This is a genomic window from Rickettsia endosymbiont of Oedothorax gibbosus (assembly GCF_936269705.1).
GTDB lineage: Bacteria > Pseudomonadota > Alphaproteobacteria > Rickettsiales > Rickettsiaceae > Tisiphia.
Genome location: NZ_OW370493.1, coordinates 1,508,694 through 1,527,500 on the forward strand (window position 1 = coordinate 1,508,694; position 18,807 = coordinate 1,527,500).

An 18,807-nucleotide genomic window follows, 5' to 3' on the forward strand; every position below is an offset into this window, starting at 1 on the left:
TAATTATCTATTAGTGAGGAGCAAAACATCTGTTATAATGTCTAATATTATATTTAAGCACGAGATTTTATGACCAAACCATTATTTGATAAAATTTTAATCGCCAATCGTGGTGAAATAGCTTTAAGAATAATGCGAACACTAAAAAAGATGGGTATTAAATCAGTTGCCGTATATTCTGAAACTGATACACACTCAATGCATGTACAATATGCTGATGAGGCTTATTATATTGGCAATTCCCCTGCTACTGAGAGCTATTTGTCAATTAAAAATATTATAAATGCTATTAGAGCGAGCGGGGCTGGGGCAGTACATCCGGGATATGGGTTTCTATCGGAAAATTCCAATTTTGCGAATATTTTAAAAAGGGAAGGAGTTACTTTAATAGGTCCAAATGCTTCTGCCATTAAGAAAATGGGCGATAAAATTGAAGCAAAAAAAATCGCTTTGGAAGGAGGAGTTAGCACAGTTCCTGGTTATATGGGTACTATCAGCAGTATAAATCAGGCAATAGAAATTGCAGAAGGAATAGGTTTCCCTGTTATAGTCAAGGCAACAGCTGGCGGTGGTGGTCGTGGTATGAGAGTGGTAAGAAACTCTGAAGAAATGGCTAATGCCTTTGAATCAGCTAAGCTTGAGGCAGTAAATAATTTCAGTGATGGTAGGTTATTCATTGAGAAATTAATAAAATCTCCAAGGCATATTGAAATACAATTATTAGCTGATCATTATGGTAATAGTGTTTGCCTCGGTGAGCGAGAATGTTCAATTCAACGCTATCATCAAAAAGTGATCGAAGAAGCTCCAAGTTCTTTTATTACAGAGGAAATACGGCAAAAAATGTATAAAGAAACCATAGCTTTATCTAGTAAAGTAGGTTATTACTCTGCCGGTACAGTTGAATTTATAGTTGATTTAGATAAGAATTTTTATTTTCTTGAAATGAATACTAGACTACAAGTTGAGCATCCAGTAACTGAGATGATAACTGGTATTGATATAGTAGAAGAGATGATAAAAATAGCGGCTGGTGAAAAATTATCATTTTCTCAAGAAGATATAAAATTAAAGGGGCATGCATTTGAATCGAGAATTTGTGCAGAAAACCCAATGCGTGGATTTTTGCCATCTAGTGGTAGAATTACTGAATATTCAGAACCGCCAAAAAATGTTAATATTCGTGTGGATACTGGTTTAGGGCTTGGAGGAGAAGTCAGTATGTTTTATGATCCAATGATTGCCAAACTTTGTACTTATGGAGAAACTAGAAAGCAAGCTATTGAAGTTATGCGTTCTGCTTTAAGTTCTTACATAATACAAGGCATTTCTCATAATATTAGTTTTTTGGAAGCGGTAATATCACATCCTCGCTTTATAGCAGGTGATATAAATACCGCGTTTATCGAAGAAGAATATCCAGATGGTTTTTCTGGAGCAAGTTTAACTTCTGAAATTACTAAAATATTCCTCGCTACAGCCATTTTTGTTTATATTACCGAGCAAAAACGTGCCTCATTAATTTCTGGTCAAATAATCGATCAAACTAATAAAATTGGCACTAGATGGGTTGTGTCAATTGATGATAAACTATTTCCAATTTTAATTACCTCAGTAGATTACGGTTATAACATAAGACAAGAAAATGATAGAATCTACATACGCAGTAATTGGAACTTAGGTAGTAGGCTTTTTTCCTGTATTGTAAATGGTAGAAAAGCCAATATAAAAATTCAAAATATCGTAACAGGCTATATGTTATCGCATTCAGGCATTACTGTTAAAGCTTATGTCCGTTCTCCAAGGATGTCGGAACTAGAGGCGTTGATGATTACCAAAAATATCCAAGAAGAACAAACAGAGATGCAAGCTCCGCTTGCAGGGCAAATTATTGCAATTAAAGTGCAGGAAGGTAGTGAGGTAATTGTTGGTCAAGAGATTATGGTTTTAACTGCTATGAAAATGGAAAATATACTTGTTGCTGAGCGTAATGGGAAAATTGCTAAAATCCTAGTTAATGAAAAGGATCAGGTGGTTAGTGGTCAAGTATTACTAGAGTTCGTTTAGGTTAAAAATGTTGAATCACTTTTACCAAAATCTTAAAAAATATTGTGATAGCAGTAAATTAGTATTTATCCTAATAATTATAGCCGTCATATTGGCTTGCTCAACTTATTACGTGATTTCGATTGAGCCAAAGTCTCTTGGTCCAGACCCAAGTAGAGTTATAGGGCTGATATTAGTAGATCTTACTATATTATTATTTTTAGGTATTTTATTAGCTCGTAAATTTTTACAAAATTTTCTTGATAAAGGAGATGGTGAAAAATCTTCAAAATTGCAAAATCGTATCATCATTACCTTTAGTTTGGTTGCTACAATTCCAACGATTATTGTTTCAGTATTTTCAGCATATTTTTTTAACTTTGGTATTCAGTCTTGGTTCGATAAAAAGATTTCTGCTGTACTTGATCAATCGATAATAGTAGCAGAATCTTATATCAATGAGCATAAACTGCAATTGCGAGAAACAGCATTATCTGTTGCTTATGATTTAAGTGAAATGTATTATGACTTAATACATAACCCCATTTTATTTAATGAGACATTAAATTCTGAAGCTGAGATGCGTTCTCTTGACGAAGTTATAGTTTTACATAAGCCTACTAATACTGTTATTGCTAACACCTTTTTAAGTTTTGCAATTTCATTTGCTACTATTCCATCTCATTTAATGAAAAGAGCCGAAATAGGAGAGATTGTTGAGATAAAATCTGATCCAGCAAAGATTCGTATGCTTATAAAACTTAAGGAGCAGAATGATGTATATTTGTTGGTAGGTAGATTGATTGATGCTAAAATTACCGATCATATTAATAAAACTAATGGAGCAGCTGAAGAGTATTATCGTCTTAAAAAGCATATATCCAGTATGCAAATCAAGTTCTCTATAGTATTTATTTTTATTGCTTTATTATTACTGTTAGCTGCAATAAGTTGGGGGATGATTTTTGCTATAAAAATAGTAAGCCCTATTCGAAAATTAGTGAGTGCTGCTGAAAAAGTTAAAAATGGCGATCTAACTATCCAGGTACCAGAAGACGTTATTAATAAAGATGAAATAAGCGTTTTATCCTCAGTCTTTAATAGGATGATTAAACAAATTGATCGTCAACAAAGAGATTTAGTTATAGCTCAGCGGGCACTTGCTTGGTCTGATGTTGCCAGGAAAGTCGCACATGAGATTAAGAATCCTTTAACACCTATTCATCTTGCTTCTGAAAGATTATTGAGGAAATTCGGCAATCAAGTTGAAGATAAAGCAGAATTTAACAAATACATAAATATGATAGTACGTCACACTGAAGATATTAAGAAGATTGTTTCTGAATTTGTTAATTTTGCAAGATTACCAGCCCCAGTATTTACGGATTGTGATTTAGTAATTCTTGTAAAAAATATGGTTGAATCTCGAAAATTAATTAATGACAAAATATTATATAAGTTTATTACAACTGATCAGTATATAAATTTTATTTGTGATACAACTCAAATTAATCAAATTATGGTTAATTTATTAAAAAATGCTGAAGAATCTATAGGGCTTACTAAGTTGCAAGAAGGTGTTATTACTGTTTCTATAACTAAATCTAACCATCAGATTACTATTACAGTAGATGACAATGGGGTAGGTTTCCAAGCAAATTTAATTGATAGGGCTACGGAAGCTTATATAACAACTAGATCTAAAGGAACTGGTCTAGGGCTGGCTATTATCAAAAAAATAGCACAAGATCATTGTGCAACATTAGAGTTAGCAAACAGGTTAGAAGGTGGTGCCATTATCAACATAACATTTAACCTTGATGAATTAAAATTAAAGGTTAATAGACTTCCTGCATCAGCAATTGCAAATATGACATTATAGATACATAGAGAAATTTTAGCATTGTGATCCACTCAGCGATTCCAAATATGTCATAGAAGGAAGGTAAGTAAAAGGATATGGAATAAGTTTTTCGTAGAGGAATAGTTAAAAAAGTAGTCAAAGTTGGATAAATTATCTAAGATAATATCAATATAATATTGGTATCAAGTTATGCATTCAAAGAAACATTTAAGTTTTAGTGCAATCAGAAGTATGATTGCAGATAAATTTGCTGGTATAATGGTTCCAATATTTTGGACAGAAAAATAAGAAAAATGAGATAGAATTCTTTAGCAAACAAGGAGAGCTAGAGATGAAAAAACAAGTAAGGCAATATAGTGCTGAGGAGAAAGCCAAAATTGTCATAGAAGCAATTAAGGGAGAGCTAACAATAGCCCAGATAACCAGTAAGTATGGTGTTCATGCAACACAGATCAGTAACTGGAAAAAACAAGGTCTTGAGTTGTTAGTACAAGGTTTTAAGAATAAAACACAGAGTGCTGATCCAAATCAGCAGGGGTTAATCAAGAATCTATATGAGCAAATTGGTCAGTTAAGCGTTGAGTGTGACTGGCTCAAAAAAAAATCTGCATTGTTTGGAATTAAAGGTTAGGTGTAATATGATAGAGCCTAATCATAATAAGTTAACAATTGTACAACAGTGTAAGTTATTGGATATTAGCAGGTCAACCTATTACTATCAACCTACTGGTATTAGTGAACAAGATATCAAGATTATGGCAATAATTGATGAGACCTATACTATGCATCCATATTATGGTATGCGGCGGATGGCTAAATATTTACAAGCCCAAGGTTTTTCGGTAGGTCGTAAAGCTGTTAGACGTTACTACAAGATAATGGGTCTTGAAGCTGTTTATCCTAAAATAAATTTAAGCAAGAGGAATCAAGCGCATAAAATATATCCTTATTTACTAAAAGGATTAGAAATAGTATTGCCAAACCAGGTTTGGAGTGCAGATATAACGTATATAAGACTGAGCCAAGGGTTCGTATATTTAGTAGCTATTATTGACTGGTATAGTCGTTATATTCTAAGTTGGCGAATCTCCATTAGTTTGGAAAGTGAATTTTGTGTAACAGCCCTTGAAGACGCTATAGAAAAATATGGTATGCCAAAAATATTTAATACTGATCAAGGAGTACAATTTACCTCGGAGAATTTTATTAGTATGCTAAAGCTACATAATATCTTGATTAGTATGGATGGTAAGGGACGAGCCTTAGATAATATTTTTATTGAACGTTTTTGGCGATCATTAAAACAGGAAAAAATTTATCGGATTATTTTAACAACAGTAAAGGAGGCAAAGACAGCAATTAACGAATATATGGACTTTTATAATAGACAAAGGATGCATCAAGCTTTGGATTATAAAACTCCAGAATGTGTATATTTTGAAAAAAATATTGTATAAAAACAACAATTTAATTTGGCTCTGTACAAATAAGTGTGTAAATTTTTCAAAGGTTATATAAAAATATAATATAACAAAAGGAGAAATTATAATGCGTCACAAACAAAATGAAGCAATGAATCAAGCAATAGATTTATTAATAAATAATGATACAGATATATCAACTTTATTTAAAGAGGATGGTTTATTAAAACAATTAACCAAAAGGCTTGTAGAGAAGGCATTGCAGTCAGAGATGAATAATCACTTAGGATATGATAAATATTGTCATACTGATAGCAATAATGTTCGTAATGGTAGTAAAGTAAAGAATCTAGTAACAAATAATGGAGTTGTAGAGATTGGGGTTCCAAGGGATAGAAGTAGTACATTTGAACCTGCATTAATTCCGAAGCGTCAAAGACGTATTGAAGGATTTGATGATAAAATAATATCGTTATACGCTAAAGGAATGAGCTTATCTGATATTAAGATTCAAATGCAAGAATTGTATGGAGCTGACGTTAGCGAAAGTTTGATAAGTCAAATTACTGATGATGTAATTGAGGATGTCAAGATATGGCAAAGCCGACCATTGGATCGAGTATATGCTATAGTATTTTTTGACTGTTTAGTAGTAAAAGTACGTCAAGATAAACGAATTATCAATAAGTCTGTATATGTAGCATTAGGTATTGATTTATCTGGAAGGAAGGATATTTTAGGATTGTGGAACAGTGAAAATGAAGGAGCTAAATTTTGGCTTGGTAATTTTACTGAGATGAAGAACAGAGGTATGCAAGACATGCTTATTGCTTGCAGTGATAATTTAACCGGTATGTCTGAGGCAATAGAAGCAGTTTTTCCGAAAACCGAACATCAATTATGTATTGTACATCAGATTAGAAATAGTTTAAAATATGTATCATATAAAGACCGAAAAGAATTAGCGGCTGATTTAAAGCCTATATATACTGCTAGCACAGAGGAAGAAGCACATCTTGCTTTAGAATCTTTTGAAGCTAAATGGAGTAAACAGTATCCACAAATTGCTAAATCTTGGTATGTTCATTGGGAAAATTTAATGGTTTTTCTAGAATACCCTGAGGCGATAAGGAAAGTAATATACACAACTAATAGTATAGAATCTGTCAATAGCCAATTACGTAAGGTTACTAAGAATAAAAGGGTTTTTCCAAATGATAATGCCGTTTTTAAGACCTTATATTTGGCAATTGATTATATGACCAAGAAATGGGTTATGCCGATTCCGAACTGGAACGCAGCTATGGCTCACTTTTTGATAAAATTTGAAGGTAGAATTTAAGCCCTATGAAAAATTTACACACTTAATTAGAAAGGCTCTTATAAAACTCCAGAATGTGTATATTTTGAAAAAAATATTGTATAAAAACAACAATTTAATTTTTGTGAATTATATCTCTATTTATCTAAATTTTTGTCTAGACAAAGGGGACCACCTTACATCAGTTTGATATATTTCTTCTAAATGCCCTCGGATCTCGCTGACTGTCATACCGCGACCATAAAGGGATATCACTTTCTCATCAAATCCATTAAATCTCCTCAGCCCTTTTGGTATTAATTGAGGATTATACTCTCCTTCCCGATCTCTTGGTACTTCTACTGTCAGCTTACGACCATCCCCATCAATTACTGTCTTCTCATAGCTACCATTACGACGATTATTATCTACTTTTGGCATCTTGCTATGTTTTGAATATCCTAATTCATGATCCAACTCACTTGCTAATATTTTCTCAACTATTTGCTTCTTTAGCTGTTGAAATAAACCATCTCGACCAAATAACTCCGATGGATCTGCTTTTGATAATAATTCTTCTACTAGCTGATTACTGATGTTTAATGTATCTTTATCTGTATCTAATTTTTTAGCCATAATTCCTCCTTGCTTGCTTAAGTTACTTTTTTTACAGTAATCTCTTACTGCTTTCTTTGCAACTTACACAAACTATAGGACAGACTCAATTCATGCCCTCGTTGATGCATTGGGTAACCCACTGAAGTTTATACTAACTGCTGGGCAAAGAAATGATATCACTCAGGCTGAAAATCTTACTAAAGATGTTCAGAATACGACGGTGATAGGCGATAAAGGATATGATAGTAGTGCGTTTGTAGAAAGCTTAGAAAATAAGGGGTGTGAGGTTGTTATACCACCAAAATCTAATCGTAAAGTACAACGTGAATATGATAAACATATTTATAAAGAACGCCATTTAATTGAATGTTTTTTTGGTAAAATCAAACATTTTAGGCGTATATTTTCTAGGTTTGATAAAGCCCCAGCCACCTTTTTAGCCTTTCTAAATTTTGTTGGAGCTTTAATATGGTTACGTTAAAAATTTTGTCAACAGAACCTAGATATTGAAAAAACAATTTCTCGTTTTTTCTTGTTATTAAACTTCTTTATAAGTCTGTCTATATCTTTTTTATCTTCCTTAAATAAAGGAAATTTAATAGGAATTGCAGGTATTCTTATTGTTTTGTTCATTTCGTCTTCATTAACTTTAGTTGGATTATCTTCCCGACTTCCACAAGAAAATGTTGAAAGAGGGGAAGAGAAGATATGGAGGAGCCATAGAGCTGGGAAATGATTTTTTCAGGTGACTTGTTGTGCCTAGTAAATAATTTGTTGTTGACTTTGTTTTTTCTTATGCTATAAATATATTATTACATATTAATTCTACAATTACCCAAATGTACATACGTCGTAAAAAAACACCCAGCAGTCCAAGGAAATCAATGCAAAACGCTCAGATGCTGTAGAAATATATCTAAAATAAGCAAATAATGTTGTGCCTAAAAATCTACAACCCTTACAAACTAAGGCTTGTAGGACTTCCTCTTAATAAAAACTGCGGAAGTCGGGAGGTATTCTTATTGTTTTGTTCATTTCGTCTTCATTAACTTTAGTTGGATTATCTTCTGCATACGCTGTTGTTGTATTAATCCATAAAACTACTACGATTAATTTAGTTAATTGCTTAAACATAATTTTGATACCTATAGAGTTCTTAGTCTTTTGTAAATTATTCACCTTACGCATAAACCGCACAACTATTGAAAGTTAGAAGGTGGAACGAGTTTTAGATAGCTTTTCCGCTATTAGCGAGACCACGCAAGTAGGTCGTGGCAATCCACATTCATTAGATTGCTTCGTTGCTACTAAAGTAACGCCTTGCTAATAAGTGCCAGTTTACTGTACTTTCAATAATTCATTGATTCTTGTAATAGATAATCTAGTCATTCTCGCTACTTCTTCAATAGAGCTACCATTGTTTATCATCATTTTTATTAATTTAGCTTCGCCTCTAGCTTCTCCCCTAGCTTCTCCGATTTTGATACCATCCTGCACTCCAATTCTAATACCATCCTGTAGCCCTATCTCTATCCCTTCTTCTTTCCACACTTGAGCTATACTAGGCATAAGTTCTTCTCCTTTTTCTTTAGTTAAACTATTTTTTAATATTTTTTCTAACTCTATTTTATCATTTTGCTCAATAAAGATCAAAGTATACTGTAATAGATTTCTTATATGGTCATAGCCTATTGTTATTTTACTCAATTTAGGCAAGAGATGAGAGATTTCTTGCCATCTCTTCAGTAATTGACGCTCGTGGATGTGTTTGAGGAAAAATAACAAAATCCCAGACCATACTTTTTCCTTGAGTTCTTCATCGGGGATATCATGTACGTTAATAAGCTGACAATCGTTGATCCAGAAACCTCTAGCTAAATCTGGATGGCTAAGTAAATTCCATATATTGAGCGATGCGTTATATTTCTTCTTGCCATTATAAATTATTAGGGGATAAATTAATGGAAGGCTTTTAGCTTTAGGATTAGTAGTTAAATATAGATCACAAATATTAATCATATATTTAAATAACCTAAATGCCATCATTTTATCAACAGTACTTTGATGTTCCAATAGCAAAAAAATATAGCCATCCTGATCATTAAACTTAACAGAAAATAATACATCAGAAATAGTTTCAGAAAGGTCTGGCTCAATAAAACTATCTTTTTCTAATTTTAAAGATGTGCTATCGATTAAAGCCAACACATCCTTCGGCAAATGAGTTGCCAAAAATTCTTTAGCAACTATTGGATTCTCCATAGATTTGCGAAAGATTTCGTCATGTTTTGGCTTATCTGAAGTCATAATAACTTAAATTATAGAGCTTCTTTGATAAAATTTTAAAGAAATTTCGTTGCTGAATTTTCAGTAATTTCTGATTTACTATCAAGTTCACTACTTAAAGACCTTATATTATTTTTAAATTGCTTAAATTGTGCCAATTGCTTGCCGCTAAGTTCTATACCAGGGGTAGATTTAACATGCATAGGGTTTACGTTTTTACCACTTATTTTAACTTCATAATGTAAATGTGCTCCAGTAGTCCTACCAGTACTACCGACATATGCAATTACTTGCCCTTGTTTCACTATACTTCCTGGTTTAAGATTTTTAGCAAAATTAGAAGCGTGAGCATAAGCAGTTGATAAATTCTGACTATGTTTAATTTGTATGAATTTTCCGTAACCAGATTTCCAGCCTATCTCAGTTATCACCCCATTACCTGCCGCATAAATTGGCGTACCAGTTGGAGCTGCAAAATCAACTCCTTTATGCATTTTGGTATAACCTAAAGTAGGATGATGTCTATTACCATAATGTGAGGAAACTCTAACTAATTTGATAGGGGTTCTAAGCAAACTTCTTTTAACACTTTTACCATCTTCGGAAAAGAAATCATGATTATTTGCTGTATTATTTGGAGAATATCGGAAAATATTATACTCCTTACCGGATAAATTAAGTGATACATATAGAACCTTACCATGATGGGAAAATTTACCCTCCTTGGTAACAAATTTCTCAGTGATAACAGTTACAGTGTCACCATTTTTAATTTGACGTTGAAAATCAATTTGATAATTATACGAATTAATCATTTCACTTATACTATTACTTGATAATCCTAAAGATTTTAAAGCTGACATAAAGTTTGAATTAATAACTACCGACGATTTGGTTAAGAGCTTATTGAAAATTTTGGTTACGTCTTTCGCAAGAAGGTCTTCACCTTCTCTAATAATTTCTAAAGATTTGACTTTATCATACGCTATAGTTAGTTTTTTCAATGTACGTGACTCGGAAGCAAGGTCTTGATCATCTTGTTCGATAAATTTTATTTCATAATCAAAAACCAGTTGTTGCCCTATCTTTAAAGATGATTCAATATTTTTGTCTTTTGCTATTTTTATAATTTGGGTTATTTCTTTACTTGGAATTTGTTGATGCAAAAGTATTGCTTTTAATGTATCGCCTTTTTTGACTGTAACAATTTGGGATATTTCATCCGATAGTTCTTTTAAGGGGTCAACTATTTCTGGTTCCGCTATGGTAATTGACATAGTATCATTAACGAATTTATTGATCGATGAAGATACAAAAGTAGCAAAGCCCATAAAAATAAATATAGACAAGTACGAAAAACCAGTCCTAAATTTAGATTTAATTTGTGGATTGGTTAATATAAGTTGGATAATAGCTTGCATTAAGTCTTACTCAAATGTATTAGATTCTTAGGTGGTTCAGGAAAAATTTATCCATAATCTAGCTTAGGATGGATAGTTCCCTTCAAATTCCTCAACATAAGTGACTTCTAAAAGAAGTCTTGATATAGCCAACTTCTCATCAATTGACTCTAATTATATATTAGTTACTCTACCAATATGGAGTATAGAAAAATAAATTACAATAAAAAAATGTAAATTTTTACATATACAATTTTATTACAAGGTAGTATAACTACCACTCCAATATAACTCAAAGAATTATTATTTTCGAATGCTACAAAAATTGATGAAACGTCTTATATTTACTAGTATAATCGGTTTTTTATGCGTTCTCTCTCCTTATGGACAAGCCGAAGACGTCGTTCAAGATGTAGAATTCTTCGATACTACCGATGAAGATAGTAACGAGTTAGAAATTAAAGCCTTAGAAATTAAAGGCTACCAAGTTAATGACAATAACTTATCCAATATACCAAATAATGCCGAAAATTCAGAATTAAAAATTTGCCAGCAGGGCAAAATTATTGCTTTAAATAAAATTACCGCAACATCAAAGGAAATGTTATTAAAGCTTAATGAACAACAATATTTTGGTAATATTCAAATTAAATTGCATAAATGTATAAAAAATCTTGATCCTTACAATGGAGATAATTACATGCTATTAACCATTACAGAACATAAGATTGATGAAGACCCTATGTTAATTTTCCAAGGATGGCTTATCTCATCAAGCATTTCAGTTTCCACCTTTGAGCATCCAATTTATGAAATTTTTGCTAAAGATTGTTTATAAGGATATTTGAATGATACAATCCATGATTTACGTGTTAGTAATGTTATTTCCAGCAGTTGGATTAATTGCCGGTTTCTCTGCAGCAGTAATAATTCCTATTTGGTTATTAACTATATTAACCGCTTTAAGAGGTAAAATTTTTGTTAATTTGCAATATGCTACTGTTAAAAAAACTTTGCTATCCAATTGGAAATTGGAGTTACTATTTTGTCTTTGGTGTCTTGTAACAAATTTTTATTCACATAACTATCCTTCCTCTTTAGTTAATTATCTACAAGTTTTTTTAATTGTTCTAATAGGGTTTATCGTAAATAGCAATATTGACAAATTACCGATCAATGCAACCAAAATAAAGATATATTTTATTATAGGAATAGTGGCAGCAATTGCTCTATTCTTTATAGAATATCTATCTCATGGTATTATAACAAGAACCTTTCGTACTATTTTTCAGCCAAACTCTTCCGGTCAGTTCTTTTTATTCCTTCTTGATCGGGGCTGTTCTTTATTGTCAGTTCTTTCCTGGTTACTCATTGCTATACTGATACTATATCATAAATATCTATTGGCACTAATATATTATCTGTTAATTTTTTATTTATTATTTATCTCAGATAGTTTGGCAAGCTTTTTAGCATTTACCGTAGGTGGGTTAGTATTTTTAACAAATAGGCTGTTAGCAACCAAAGCACTGCAATCTATTTTTTTGAAATTATTTACCTTGGCTATGCTTACCGGTTCAATAATGATGCCGATAATTAGCTATAAAATACAACCATATTATGCATTAGAGAACTATGCTAAGTTTCTACCGGATACTGCTAAGCATCGGGTGTTTATTTGGCACTTTGTTGCCGAACAAATTATCAAGAAACCAATTTTGGGTTATGGGTTTGCTTCGTCAAGAAATTTTAACGTTGATAAAGAACAAATGGTTAGCTATCATCAATGGACTTGGTCCCCATTCCCTCTACACCCACATAATAATATAATGCAAATTTTATTTGAAACGGGCTTAATAGGTTTGATACTATTTTTATCTTTAATTTATAAATATATTCAAAAAATTAGTAATATAAGCTTAGTGCAGTCCTCTAAATATGATAAGATGAATCTAGCAAATAAGGAAATAGATATAGATACGTTAAATTATAAGTCTGTTGCCTATGCTTGCTTTATAAATTATTATATAATAGGTATGATCTCATTTAATATTTGGCAAGTATGGTGGGTTTGCAGTGCCTTTGGGGCGATTATTTTGCTTAAATTACTATTACGTCGATCAGTAACAAATATAGTCAATTGATGAGAAGTTGGTGACGTCGTCGCTCAATGCTCGCCTATTACTTATAGGCGTCGCTCCATCGTTCCTAGCACCAAATTCCCCTGAATTGACTATAATAAAATGTAAAAATGCCAGAACTTCCTGAGGTTGAAACATTAAAACGTTGCCTAGAACAACGAATAATAGGGGCTACCATTAATAAGCTGGATAAAAGACGGGATAATATACGTTATAAGCTAAGCGAGCAGTTAGAGTTAGATGTAAAATCAGCAAAAATTATCGCCCTAAGGCGTAGGGCAAAATATTTGCTAATTGATCTAGATAATTATTACTCGATTATTGTCCATCTTGGTATGACTGGCAGGTTAACACTACAACTTAGCGATTATCAGATACAAAAGCATGATCATATTATTCTCTTTTTGGGGAGTTGTGAAAAATTAGTTTTTAATGATTCACGACGTTTTGGTATGATTTATACCGGGCAAACAAAGCTCCTTGAAGAAACATTTTTAGCAAATTTAGGCGTAGAACCTCTGTCAGAGGATATGTCGTATGAGTATCTAGAAATGAAATTGCTGAATCGCTCTGTTCCGATAAAAAACCTGCTAATGGATAATAGGATTATTGTCGGTGTTGGGAATATATATGCCTCTGAAAGCCTTTTTATGGCTAGAATACATCCAGGTAGACTGGGTAGTAGTTTATCAAATAACGAAATAAGTAATTTGTTGTTAGCCGTCAAACATGTCTTAACAAAAGCTATATCAGCAGGCGGGACAACTCTCAAGGATTTTGTTAGCGGTGATAGTAAACCTGGTTATTTTCAACAAGAATTACAGGTCTATGCCCGAGAAAATCAAAAATGTTTGAACTGCCAGGGAATAATAAGGAAAATAAAGCAATCCGGTAGGGCTAGTTTTTATTGTGCTACTTGCCAAAAATAAGCTTCTTCACAATGACGAGATATATATGATCTGTAAATGCCATGCGTAAGGTGAGTAAATAAATAAAAATTCTATCCTTGAAATCTACTTAGTTACTTAGTATACTTAGTACAATTAGTTGGATTTTATAAAATAAAAAGAGAGGGTTATGGCTAGGATAACGATTGAAGATTGCATTGGGAAAATTCATGATAGGTTTGAGTTGGTAGCTCTATCGTCTCAAAGAGCAAATGATATAAATTCTGGCAGTAAGATGACTATTAATAACGTTAAAGGTGATAAGGCAACTGTGCTGGCATTACGTGAAATAGCGGCTGGTTATGTAACAGTTTGTTCTTTAAAATCTCAGTTACTAAAACGCCTTCGAACAAAAAATAGAGTCGATCCTATTGATGAAGAAAATACCGATGCTTCTCTTGATGCTGCTGCAGAAGACTTTGACTATTTACCAAGCGGTGCAGATATCAGTATTACTGAAGACTATTCTGATTTAGATGATCAAGTATTTGATGATAATATCAGTGATAATGAACAAAAATGATTCTTGGCATCGGTACAGATATAGTACAAATTCCAAGAATAGAGAGGATATTAAACCTATATGGTCAACGTTTTATAGATAAAATTCTTTCTAAAAAGGAAGTACAAAAGCTAAGTTCTCTAAGTAAAGATCAACATGGTTGTTTCTTGGCAAGAAGGTTTGCAGCAAAAGAAGCAATTAGCAAAGCCCTTGGCGTTGGAATTGGCAGAAATTTACAATTTAAAAATATCTCTGTATTAAATGATGATTTAGGAAAGCCATTTGTATCGATTTATCATCATGAAAATCAGAGCAAATTTGGACAAAATTCTGGACAAAATTTTGAACAAATTAAAATTCATTTGTCTATTTCAGATGATTACCCAACTTCCGTAGCGTTTGCAATCGCTACATCTTAGGTATATAAATGTCTGGAACTTGTTTTAATTAAATAAAAATACTAAAAAGGGGGGATCATGCCAAAAATTATAGAGCTAATAGCATTAATAACAATAAGTATCTTTGCCGGTGGTTGTATTGTGATTGGTTTAGTATTAGTACCATTTTGGCAAAGTATGAATCCTGCCGATTTTTTGTCATATTTTTCCAGTTGGTCTTTTACAATTGGTGCTACAATGTTAACTATTGGACTAATAGCTCAATGCTCTGTAATATTGGCATTAATGCAAAATAAAAGTGGCAAGAGACGTAACTTATGGTGTACATCTGCAGTATCGCTAGGTATGACATTTGTGTTATTTTTTGTATATTTTGTCAAAGCAAATGCAGGATTTGCTCATAGTACAATTGATCCTTTGCAAGTAGTTTATGAATTAAAACTATGGGAATTGATGCATTGGCTACGCGTAGGACTTATTTTGCTTTCAACCTTATTAGCTATTATAGCATTAGTTGATGAAAGTGAATAAAAGCAATAAGAATTAGAGGCTAGGATGGAGCAACGCCACAACTGTTAAAAATTAGAAGGTGGGGCTGGTTTTAGATAGATTTTTCGTCATTGCGAGACCACGCAAGTAGGTCGTGGCAATCCATTTTTGGTTACTTTTATGGCTTGCTTCGTCTACCTTACGGTCTCCTCGCAATGACGGTTTCTCAATTAGACCTCTTGCATAACCTAATCTAATTGGTAATTTTGTTGTCAAAACTCGTCTCCGTTCCTCACGTATATCTTAGTACGCTGTGGTACTCGACTTCGTTTTTCCTAAAAATTCCTCAATTATCTTTAGGTTATGCAAGAGGTCTATTATTGTTTTCTTAAACTAACGCTTATGCGATGGAGCGACGCCTATGAAGTAATAGGCGAATATTGAGCGATGACGTCACCAACTTCTCATCAATTGACTATAATTTTGTTCACAGAGTATTAAGGTTGTTATGAGTAAAATATTAATTCCACCCTTCAGTTTAGAGTCCGGAAATACAGGAACTATAGTCAATTCAGGGAAATTGGGTAGCAGGAGCGATGGAGCGACGCCTATAAGTAATGGGCGAGCATGAGTAAGGATGTCACCAACTTCTCATCAATTGACTATAATAGCTCAGTTATGGACTATATTATGCTGATGAAACCTAGAGTGATGGCACTTGTGGTATTTACCAGCTTTTCTGGTCTATGGCTTGCTTCAGGCGTAATTCATCCATTTATAGCGTGCATTGCTATGCTTTGTATTACGCTTGGAGCTGGTAGTAGTGCAGCTATTAATATGTGGTATGATAGAGATATTGATGCCATAATGAAACGTACGCAAAATAGACCTCTAGTCACCGGGGTTATAGAACCACGGGACGCTTTAGCTTTTGGTGTGGTTGTTGCCTTTTTCTCAGTTTTTCTGATGGGTCTTTGTGTTAATCTGCTATCGGCTTTATTGTTATTAATAACCATATTATATTATGTCTTCATTTATACTATGTGGCTAAAACGTTCAACCATGCAAAATATAGTTATTGGTGGGGTGGCAGGTGCATTACCGCCTATGATTGGTTGGGCAACGGTGACTAATGAGATTTCTCTTGGCTCTTTTTCTTTATTTATGATTATTTTAACCTGGACACCACCGCATTCTTGGGCATTGGCAATTTTTCGCTCAGAAGACTACAAAAATTGTGGTGTTCCGATGATGACGGTAGTAAAGGGAGATTATTATACTAAGAAACAAATTCTTGCCTATAGTATAATTATGTTTATTACTACATTTATGCCATTTTGCTTAGGAATAAGTAATCATTTATATTTGCTTACGGCATTTATATTAGGTCTAATTTTTCTATATTATGCTGTTTCTTTGTTTCGTGATAAAGATAATAAACAGGCTAAGAAATTATTTGCCTATTCAATATTTTATCTTTTCAGTATTTTTTTAACATTGGATTTCTTTCGACATTATAGCTAATCTGACGCTATTTGCGAGGAGGCTTAAGCTAAGAAGTAATCTATTTCTAATGAATAATGGATTGCCACGCTACCTACGGTGGTTGGTATAAGCATCTCTTCATTATTTTCAAAAATTTATTATTTTTTACATTCTAATACTTAGTGTTTTACAATTTATCTGCTATAGTGTAGCTAATAAAATATAGCTAGTAAAAAAATTGATATAATTTGTTAAAAAATGATCTAGGTGGGATTAGTGATCAAGTATTTATTTGTTATACTATTAGTAGTTGCTAATTTTAATAGCTATGCAATAGAAACTATAGTTATAGAGCGTGGACATGTTGATCCAATGCCGATAGCCATTAATAAATTTGATGCAGATAATAGTGGCAATAGTGTAATTGCTGCTGATATAATTAGTGTAGTATCTAATGACCTAAAAAGTTCTGGTATGTTTCGTCCTATTTCTACCGCTTCTTTTATAGAACAAGCTCTAGGGATAAAACATAAGCCTCTTTTTGCTGCTTGGCGACAAATTAATGCTAATCTGCTAATTAATGGTGAAGTTATCAAACTATCTTCTGGTAAGCTAAAGGTTAGTTTTATATTATGGGATGTAAGTTTAGAAAAAGATCTTATAGGTGAGGTTTTTGAAGTACCAGCAAATTTATGGCGTAGGGTGGCACATAAAATAGCTGATAAAATTTACGAAAAAATTACTGGAGATTCAGGTTACTTTGATACGAGAATAGTATATGTGTCAGAGAGTGGACCTTATCTAAAGCGAGTAAAGAAAATAGCTATGATGGATCATGATGGTGCTAATCACAAATATCTGTCAGATGGTAAAAATCTAGTTCTTACTCCAAGATTTTCGCCGCAAGCAGATAAAATTATGTATTTATCGTATGCACGAAAGCAAAAACCACATGTTTACATTCGTGATCTTAAAACGGGTAAAGAAAAATTGGTTGGTAATTTCCCTGGTATGTCCTTTGCTCCAAGATTCTCACCCCAGGGGGACAAGGCTATAATGTCAATAGCAAGAAATGGGGCTACCCATATTTTTGAAACTGATTTGAATAGTATGGTGACTAAACAATTGACCAAGGGTATTGGTATTAATACTTCTCCTAGCTATTCACCGGATGGCAGTAAAATAGTTTTTAACTCTGATCGAAGTGGATCAAGGCAATTATATATTATGAATTCTGATGGTTCAAATGTTGAACGTATCAGTTTTGGTGGAGGAGTTTATGCGGCACCAAGTTGGTCGCCTAGAGGAGATTATATAGCTTTTACTAAAATTTCTAGAGAGGGTTTTACCATTGGGGTGATGAAAGCTCTTGCTAATGGTGAGGAAAATAGTGAAAGAATTATAACTAGCGGCTATCTGGTTGAAAGTCCTTGCTGGTCAACCAATGGTAGGATAATTATGTTTGCTAAAAGTTGCCCTCCTAGAAACAAAGTAGCTGGGAGAAATCGTATATATTCCATTGATTTAACCGGTTATAATGAAAGAGAAATTATCACTCCTCAAGATGCTTCTGACCCAGAATGGTCAAAAATGTTAAACTAACGCAAGTTTATAAACATCTCGCCGGTATAGCTCAGTTGGTAGAGCGACGCATTCGTAACGCGTAGGTCGGAGGTTCGATTCCCTCTATCGGCACCATAATATAGAAATACTTTAGTTATTGCAGATAGCCTCCTCGCAATGACATTTGAGGTGCATACACGTCATTGCGAGCGAACGTATGTGAGCGTGGCAATCCATTTCTAATCAGTTTAATTTAAATTAGGTCTATGATAAATTTTTATTTAGTCATCAACATTTTGTTCGTTGCTTTAATGATTTATTTATTGCTTAAAAATGAAAATATTTTT

General features: G+C 32.9%; 22 protein-coding genes and 1 tRNA gene (1 of these 23 cut by a window edge). 17 read left to right on the forward strand and 6 right to left on the reverse strand.

The window, feature by feature from the left end; all coding sequences use genetic code 11:
• Positions 1-69 precede the first annotated feature (69 nt).
• From NBW66_RS08140 to NBW66_RS08160, 5 genes are all read left to right on the forward strand, one after another.
• Complete coding sequence (locus tag NBW66_RS08140) at positions 70-2,067, forward strand: acetyl-CoA carboxylase biotin carboxylase subunit (RefSeq protein WP_250310662.1); 1,998 nt, start codon at positions 70-72, stop codon at positions 2,065-2,067.
• Positions 2,068-2,074: 7 nt separating this feature from the next.
• A complete protein-coding gene (locus NBW66_RS08145) occupies positions 2,075-3,928 on the forward strand; it encodes a sensor histidine kinase NtrY-like (RefSeq protein ID WP_250310663.1) in 1,854 nt (617 codons plus the stop codon).
• Positions 3,929-4,241: 313 nt separating this feature from the next.
• Positions 4,242-4,541, forward strand: coding sequence for a transposase (locus NBW66_RS08150; protein WP_094649795.1), 300 nt, complete (start codon positions 4,242-4,244; stop codon positions 4,539-4,541).
• Between the two features lie 7 nt (positions 4,542-4,548).
• Positions 4,549-5,367 (forward strand): IS3 family transposase, encoded by an 819-nt coding sequence (locus NBW66_RS08155; RefSeq protein ID WP_250310664.1) that lies wholly within the window; start codon positions 4,549-4,551, stop codon positions 5,365-5,367.
• Between the two features lie 91 nt (positions 5,368-5,458).
• Entirely contained in the window at positions 5,459-6,673 is a 1,215-nt protein-coding gene (locus NBW66_RS08160) for an IS256 family transposase (RefSeq protein WP_250310665.1), read from the forward strand.
• 120 nt (positions 6,674-6,793) lie between these two features.
• Here NBW66_RS08160 and NBW66_RS08165 read toward each other — a convergent pair whose 3' ends face one another.
• Positions 6,794-7,267 (reverse strand): transposase, encoded by a 474-nt coding sequence (locus NBW66_RS08165; protein WP_250310666.1) that lies wholly within the window; start codon positions 7,265-7,267, stop codon positions 6,794-6,796.
• A gap of 88 nt (positions 7,268-7,355) precedes the next feature.
• Between NBW66_RS08165 and NBW66_RS08170 the strand changes: the two genes are divergently transcribed.
• Complete coding sequence (locus tag NBW66_RS08170) at positions 7,356-7,730, forward strand: IS5 family transposase (RefSeq protein WP_284346748.1); 375 nt, start codon at positions 7,356-7,358, stop codon at positions 7,728-7,730.
• 506 nt (positions 7,731-8,236) lie between these two features.
• Here NBW66_RS08170 and NBW66_RS08175 read toward each other — a convergent pair.
• From NBW66_RS08175 to NBW66_RS08185, 3 genes are all read right to left on the reverse strand, one after another.
• Complete coding sequence (locus tag NBW66_RS08175; protein WP_250310668.1) at positions 8,237-8,437, reverse strand: hypothetical protein; 201 nt, start codon at positions 8,435-8,437, stop codon at positions 8,237-8,239.
• A gap of 150 nt (positions 8,438-8,587) precedes the next feature.
• Positions 8,588-9,556 (reverse strand): Rpn family recombination-promoting nuclease/putative transposase, encoded by a 969-nt coding sequence (locus NBW66_RS08180; protein ID WP_250310669.1) that lies wholly within the window; start codon positions 9,554-9,556, stop codon positions 8,588-8,590.
• Between the two features lie 35 nt (positions 9,557-9,591).
• Positions 9,592-10,956: a M23 family metallopeptidase gene (locus NBW66_RS08185; RefSeq protein ID WP_250310670.1), complete on the reverse strand. Its 1,365-nt coding sequence runs from the start codon at positions 10,954-10,956 to the stop codon at positions 9,592-9,594.
• A gap of 307 nt (positions 10,957-11,263) precedes the next feature.
• Here NBW66_RS08185 and NBW66_RS15015 point away from each other — a divergent pair, with 307 nt between their 5' ends.
• Positions 11,264-11,773, forward strand: a complete 510-nt coding sequence (locus NBW66_RS15015) for a DUF2155 domain-containing protein (protein ID WP_410525788.1) — start codon at positions 11,264-11,266, stop codon at positions 11,771-11,773.
• Between the two features lie 40 nt (positions 11,774-11,813).
• Positions 11,814-13,079: an O-antigen ligase family protein gene (locus tag NBW66_RS08195; RefSeq protein WP_250310671.1), complete on the forward strand. Its 1,266-nt coding sequence runs from the start codon at positions 11,814-11,816 to the stop codon at positions 13,077-13,079.
• Here the strand turns inward: NBW66_RS08195 and NBW66_RS08200 are convergent.
• Positions 13,056-13,214, reverse strand: a complete 159-nt coding sequence (locus tag NBW66_RS08200; RefSeq protein WP_250310672.1) for a palindromic element RPE2 domain-containing protein — start codon at positions 13,212-13,214, stop codon at positions 13,056-13,058. The two genes, NBW66_RS08195 and NBW66_RS08200, sit on opposite strands and share 24 nt — an antisense overlap.
• On the opposite strand from NBW66_RS08200, the gene mutM reads away from it, so the two are divergent.
• The 4 genes from mutM to NBW66_RS08220 all read left to right on the forward strand — a co-directional run bounded on the left by mutM (position 13,187) and on the right by NBW66_RS08220 (position 15,454).
• Positions 13,187-14,005, forward strand: coding sequence for a bifunctional DNA-formamidopyrimidine glycosylase/DNA-(apurinic or apyrimidinic site) lyase (gene mutM, locus NBW66_RS08205; protein ID WP_250310673.1), 819 nt, complete (start codon positions 13,187-13,189; stop codon positions 14,003-14,005). The two genes, NBW66_RS08200 and mutM, sit on opposite strands and share 28 nt — an antisense overlap.
• 148 nt (positions 14,006-14,153) lie before the next feature.
• Positions 14,154-14,546: a DNA-directed RNA polymerase subunit omega gene (gene rpoZ, locus NBW66_RS08210; protein WP_250310674.1), complete on the forward strand. Its 393-nt coding sequence runs from the start codon at positions 14,154-14,156 to the stop codon at positions 14,544-14,546.
• The gene (gene acpS, locus NBW66_RS08215; protein ID WP_250310675.1) at positions 14,543-14,944 is read left to right on the forward strand and encodes a holo-ACP synthase; all 402 of its coding nucleotides are present in this window, start codon (positions 14,543-14,545) and stop codon (positions 14,942-14,944) included. Before rpoZ ends, acpS begins: the two co-directional genes overlap by 4 nt.
• 57 nt (positions 14,945-15,001) lie before the next feature.
• Positions 15,002-15,454: a DUF1772 domain-containing protein gene (locus NBW66_RS08220; protein WP_250310676.1), complete on the forward strand. Its 453-nt coding sequence runs from the start codon at positions 15,002-15,004 to the stop codon at positions 15,452-15,454.
• Positions 15,455-15,505: 51 nt separating this feature from the next.
• Here the strand turns inward: NBW66_RS08220 and NBW66_RS08225 are convergent, their stop codons facing one another.
• The gene (locus NBW66_RS08225; RefSeq protein ID WP_250310677.1) at positions 15,506-15,688 is read right to left on the reverse strand and encodes a hypothetical protein; all 183 of its coding nucleotides are present in this window, start codon (positions 15,686-15,688) and stop codon (positions 15,506-15,508) included.
• Positions 15,689-15,920: 232 nt separating this feature from the next.
• Between NBW66_RS08225 and NBW66_RS14560 the strand changes: the two genes are divergently transcribed.
• From NBW66_RS14560 to NBW66_RS08245, 5 genes are all read left to right on the forward strand, one after another.
• Positions 15,921-16,043, forward strand: coding sequence for a hypothetical protein (locus tag NBW66_RS14560; RefSeq protein WP_284346675.1), 123 nt, complete (start codon positions 15,921-15,923; stop codon positions 16,041-16,043).
• The gene (gene cyoE, locus NBW66_RS08230) at positions 16,040-16,936 is read left to right on the forward strand and encodes a heme o synthase (RefSeq protein WP_250310678.1); all 897 of its coding nucleotides are present in this window, start codon (positions 16,040-16,042) and stop codon (positions 16,934-16,936) included. Before NBW66_RS14560 ends, cyoE begins: the two co-directional genes overlap by 4 nt.
• A 240-nt stretch (positions 16,937-17,176) precedes the next feature.
• Positions 17,177-18,499, forward strand: a complete 1,323-nt coding sequence (gene tolB, locus NBW66_RS08235; RefSeq protein ID WP_410525834.1) for a Tol-Pal system beta propeller repeat protein TolB — start codon at positions 17,177-17,179, stop codon at positions 18,497-18,499.
• Positions 18,500-18,519: 20 nt separating this feature from the next.
• Positions 18,520-18,595, forward strand: a tRNA-Thr gene (locus NBW66_RS08240).
• A gap of 131 nt (positions 18,596-18,726) precedes the next feature.
• Positions 18,727-18,807 carry the beginning of a monovalent cation/H+ antiporter complex subunit F gene (locus tag NBW66_RS08245; RefSeq protein WP_250310680.1) on the forward strand. Its footprint extends 180 nt past the window's final position, so the window shows 81 of its 261 coding nt (coding positions 1-81); its start codon is at positions 18,727-18,729; its stop codon lies off the right edge, out of view.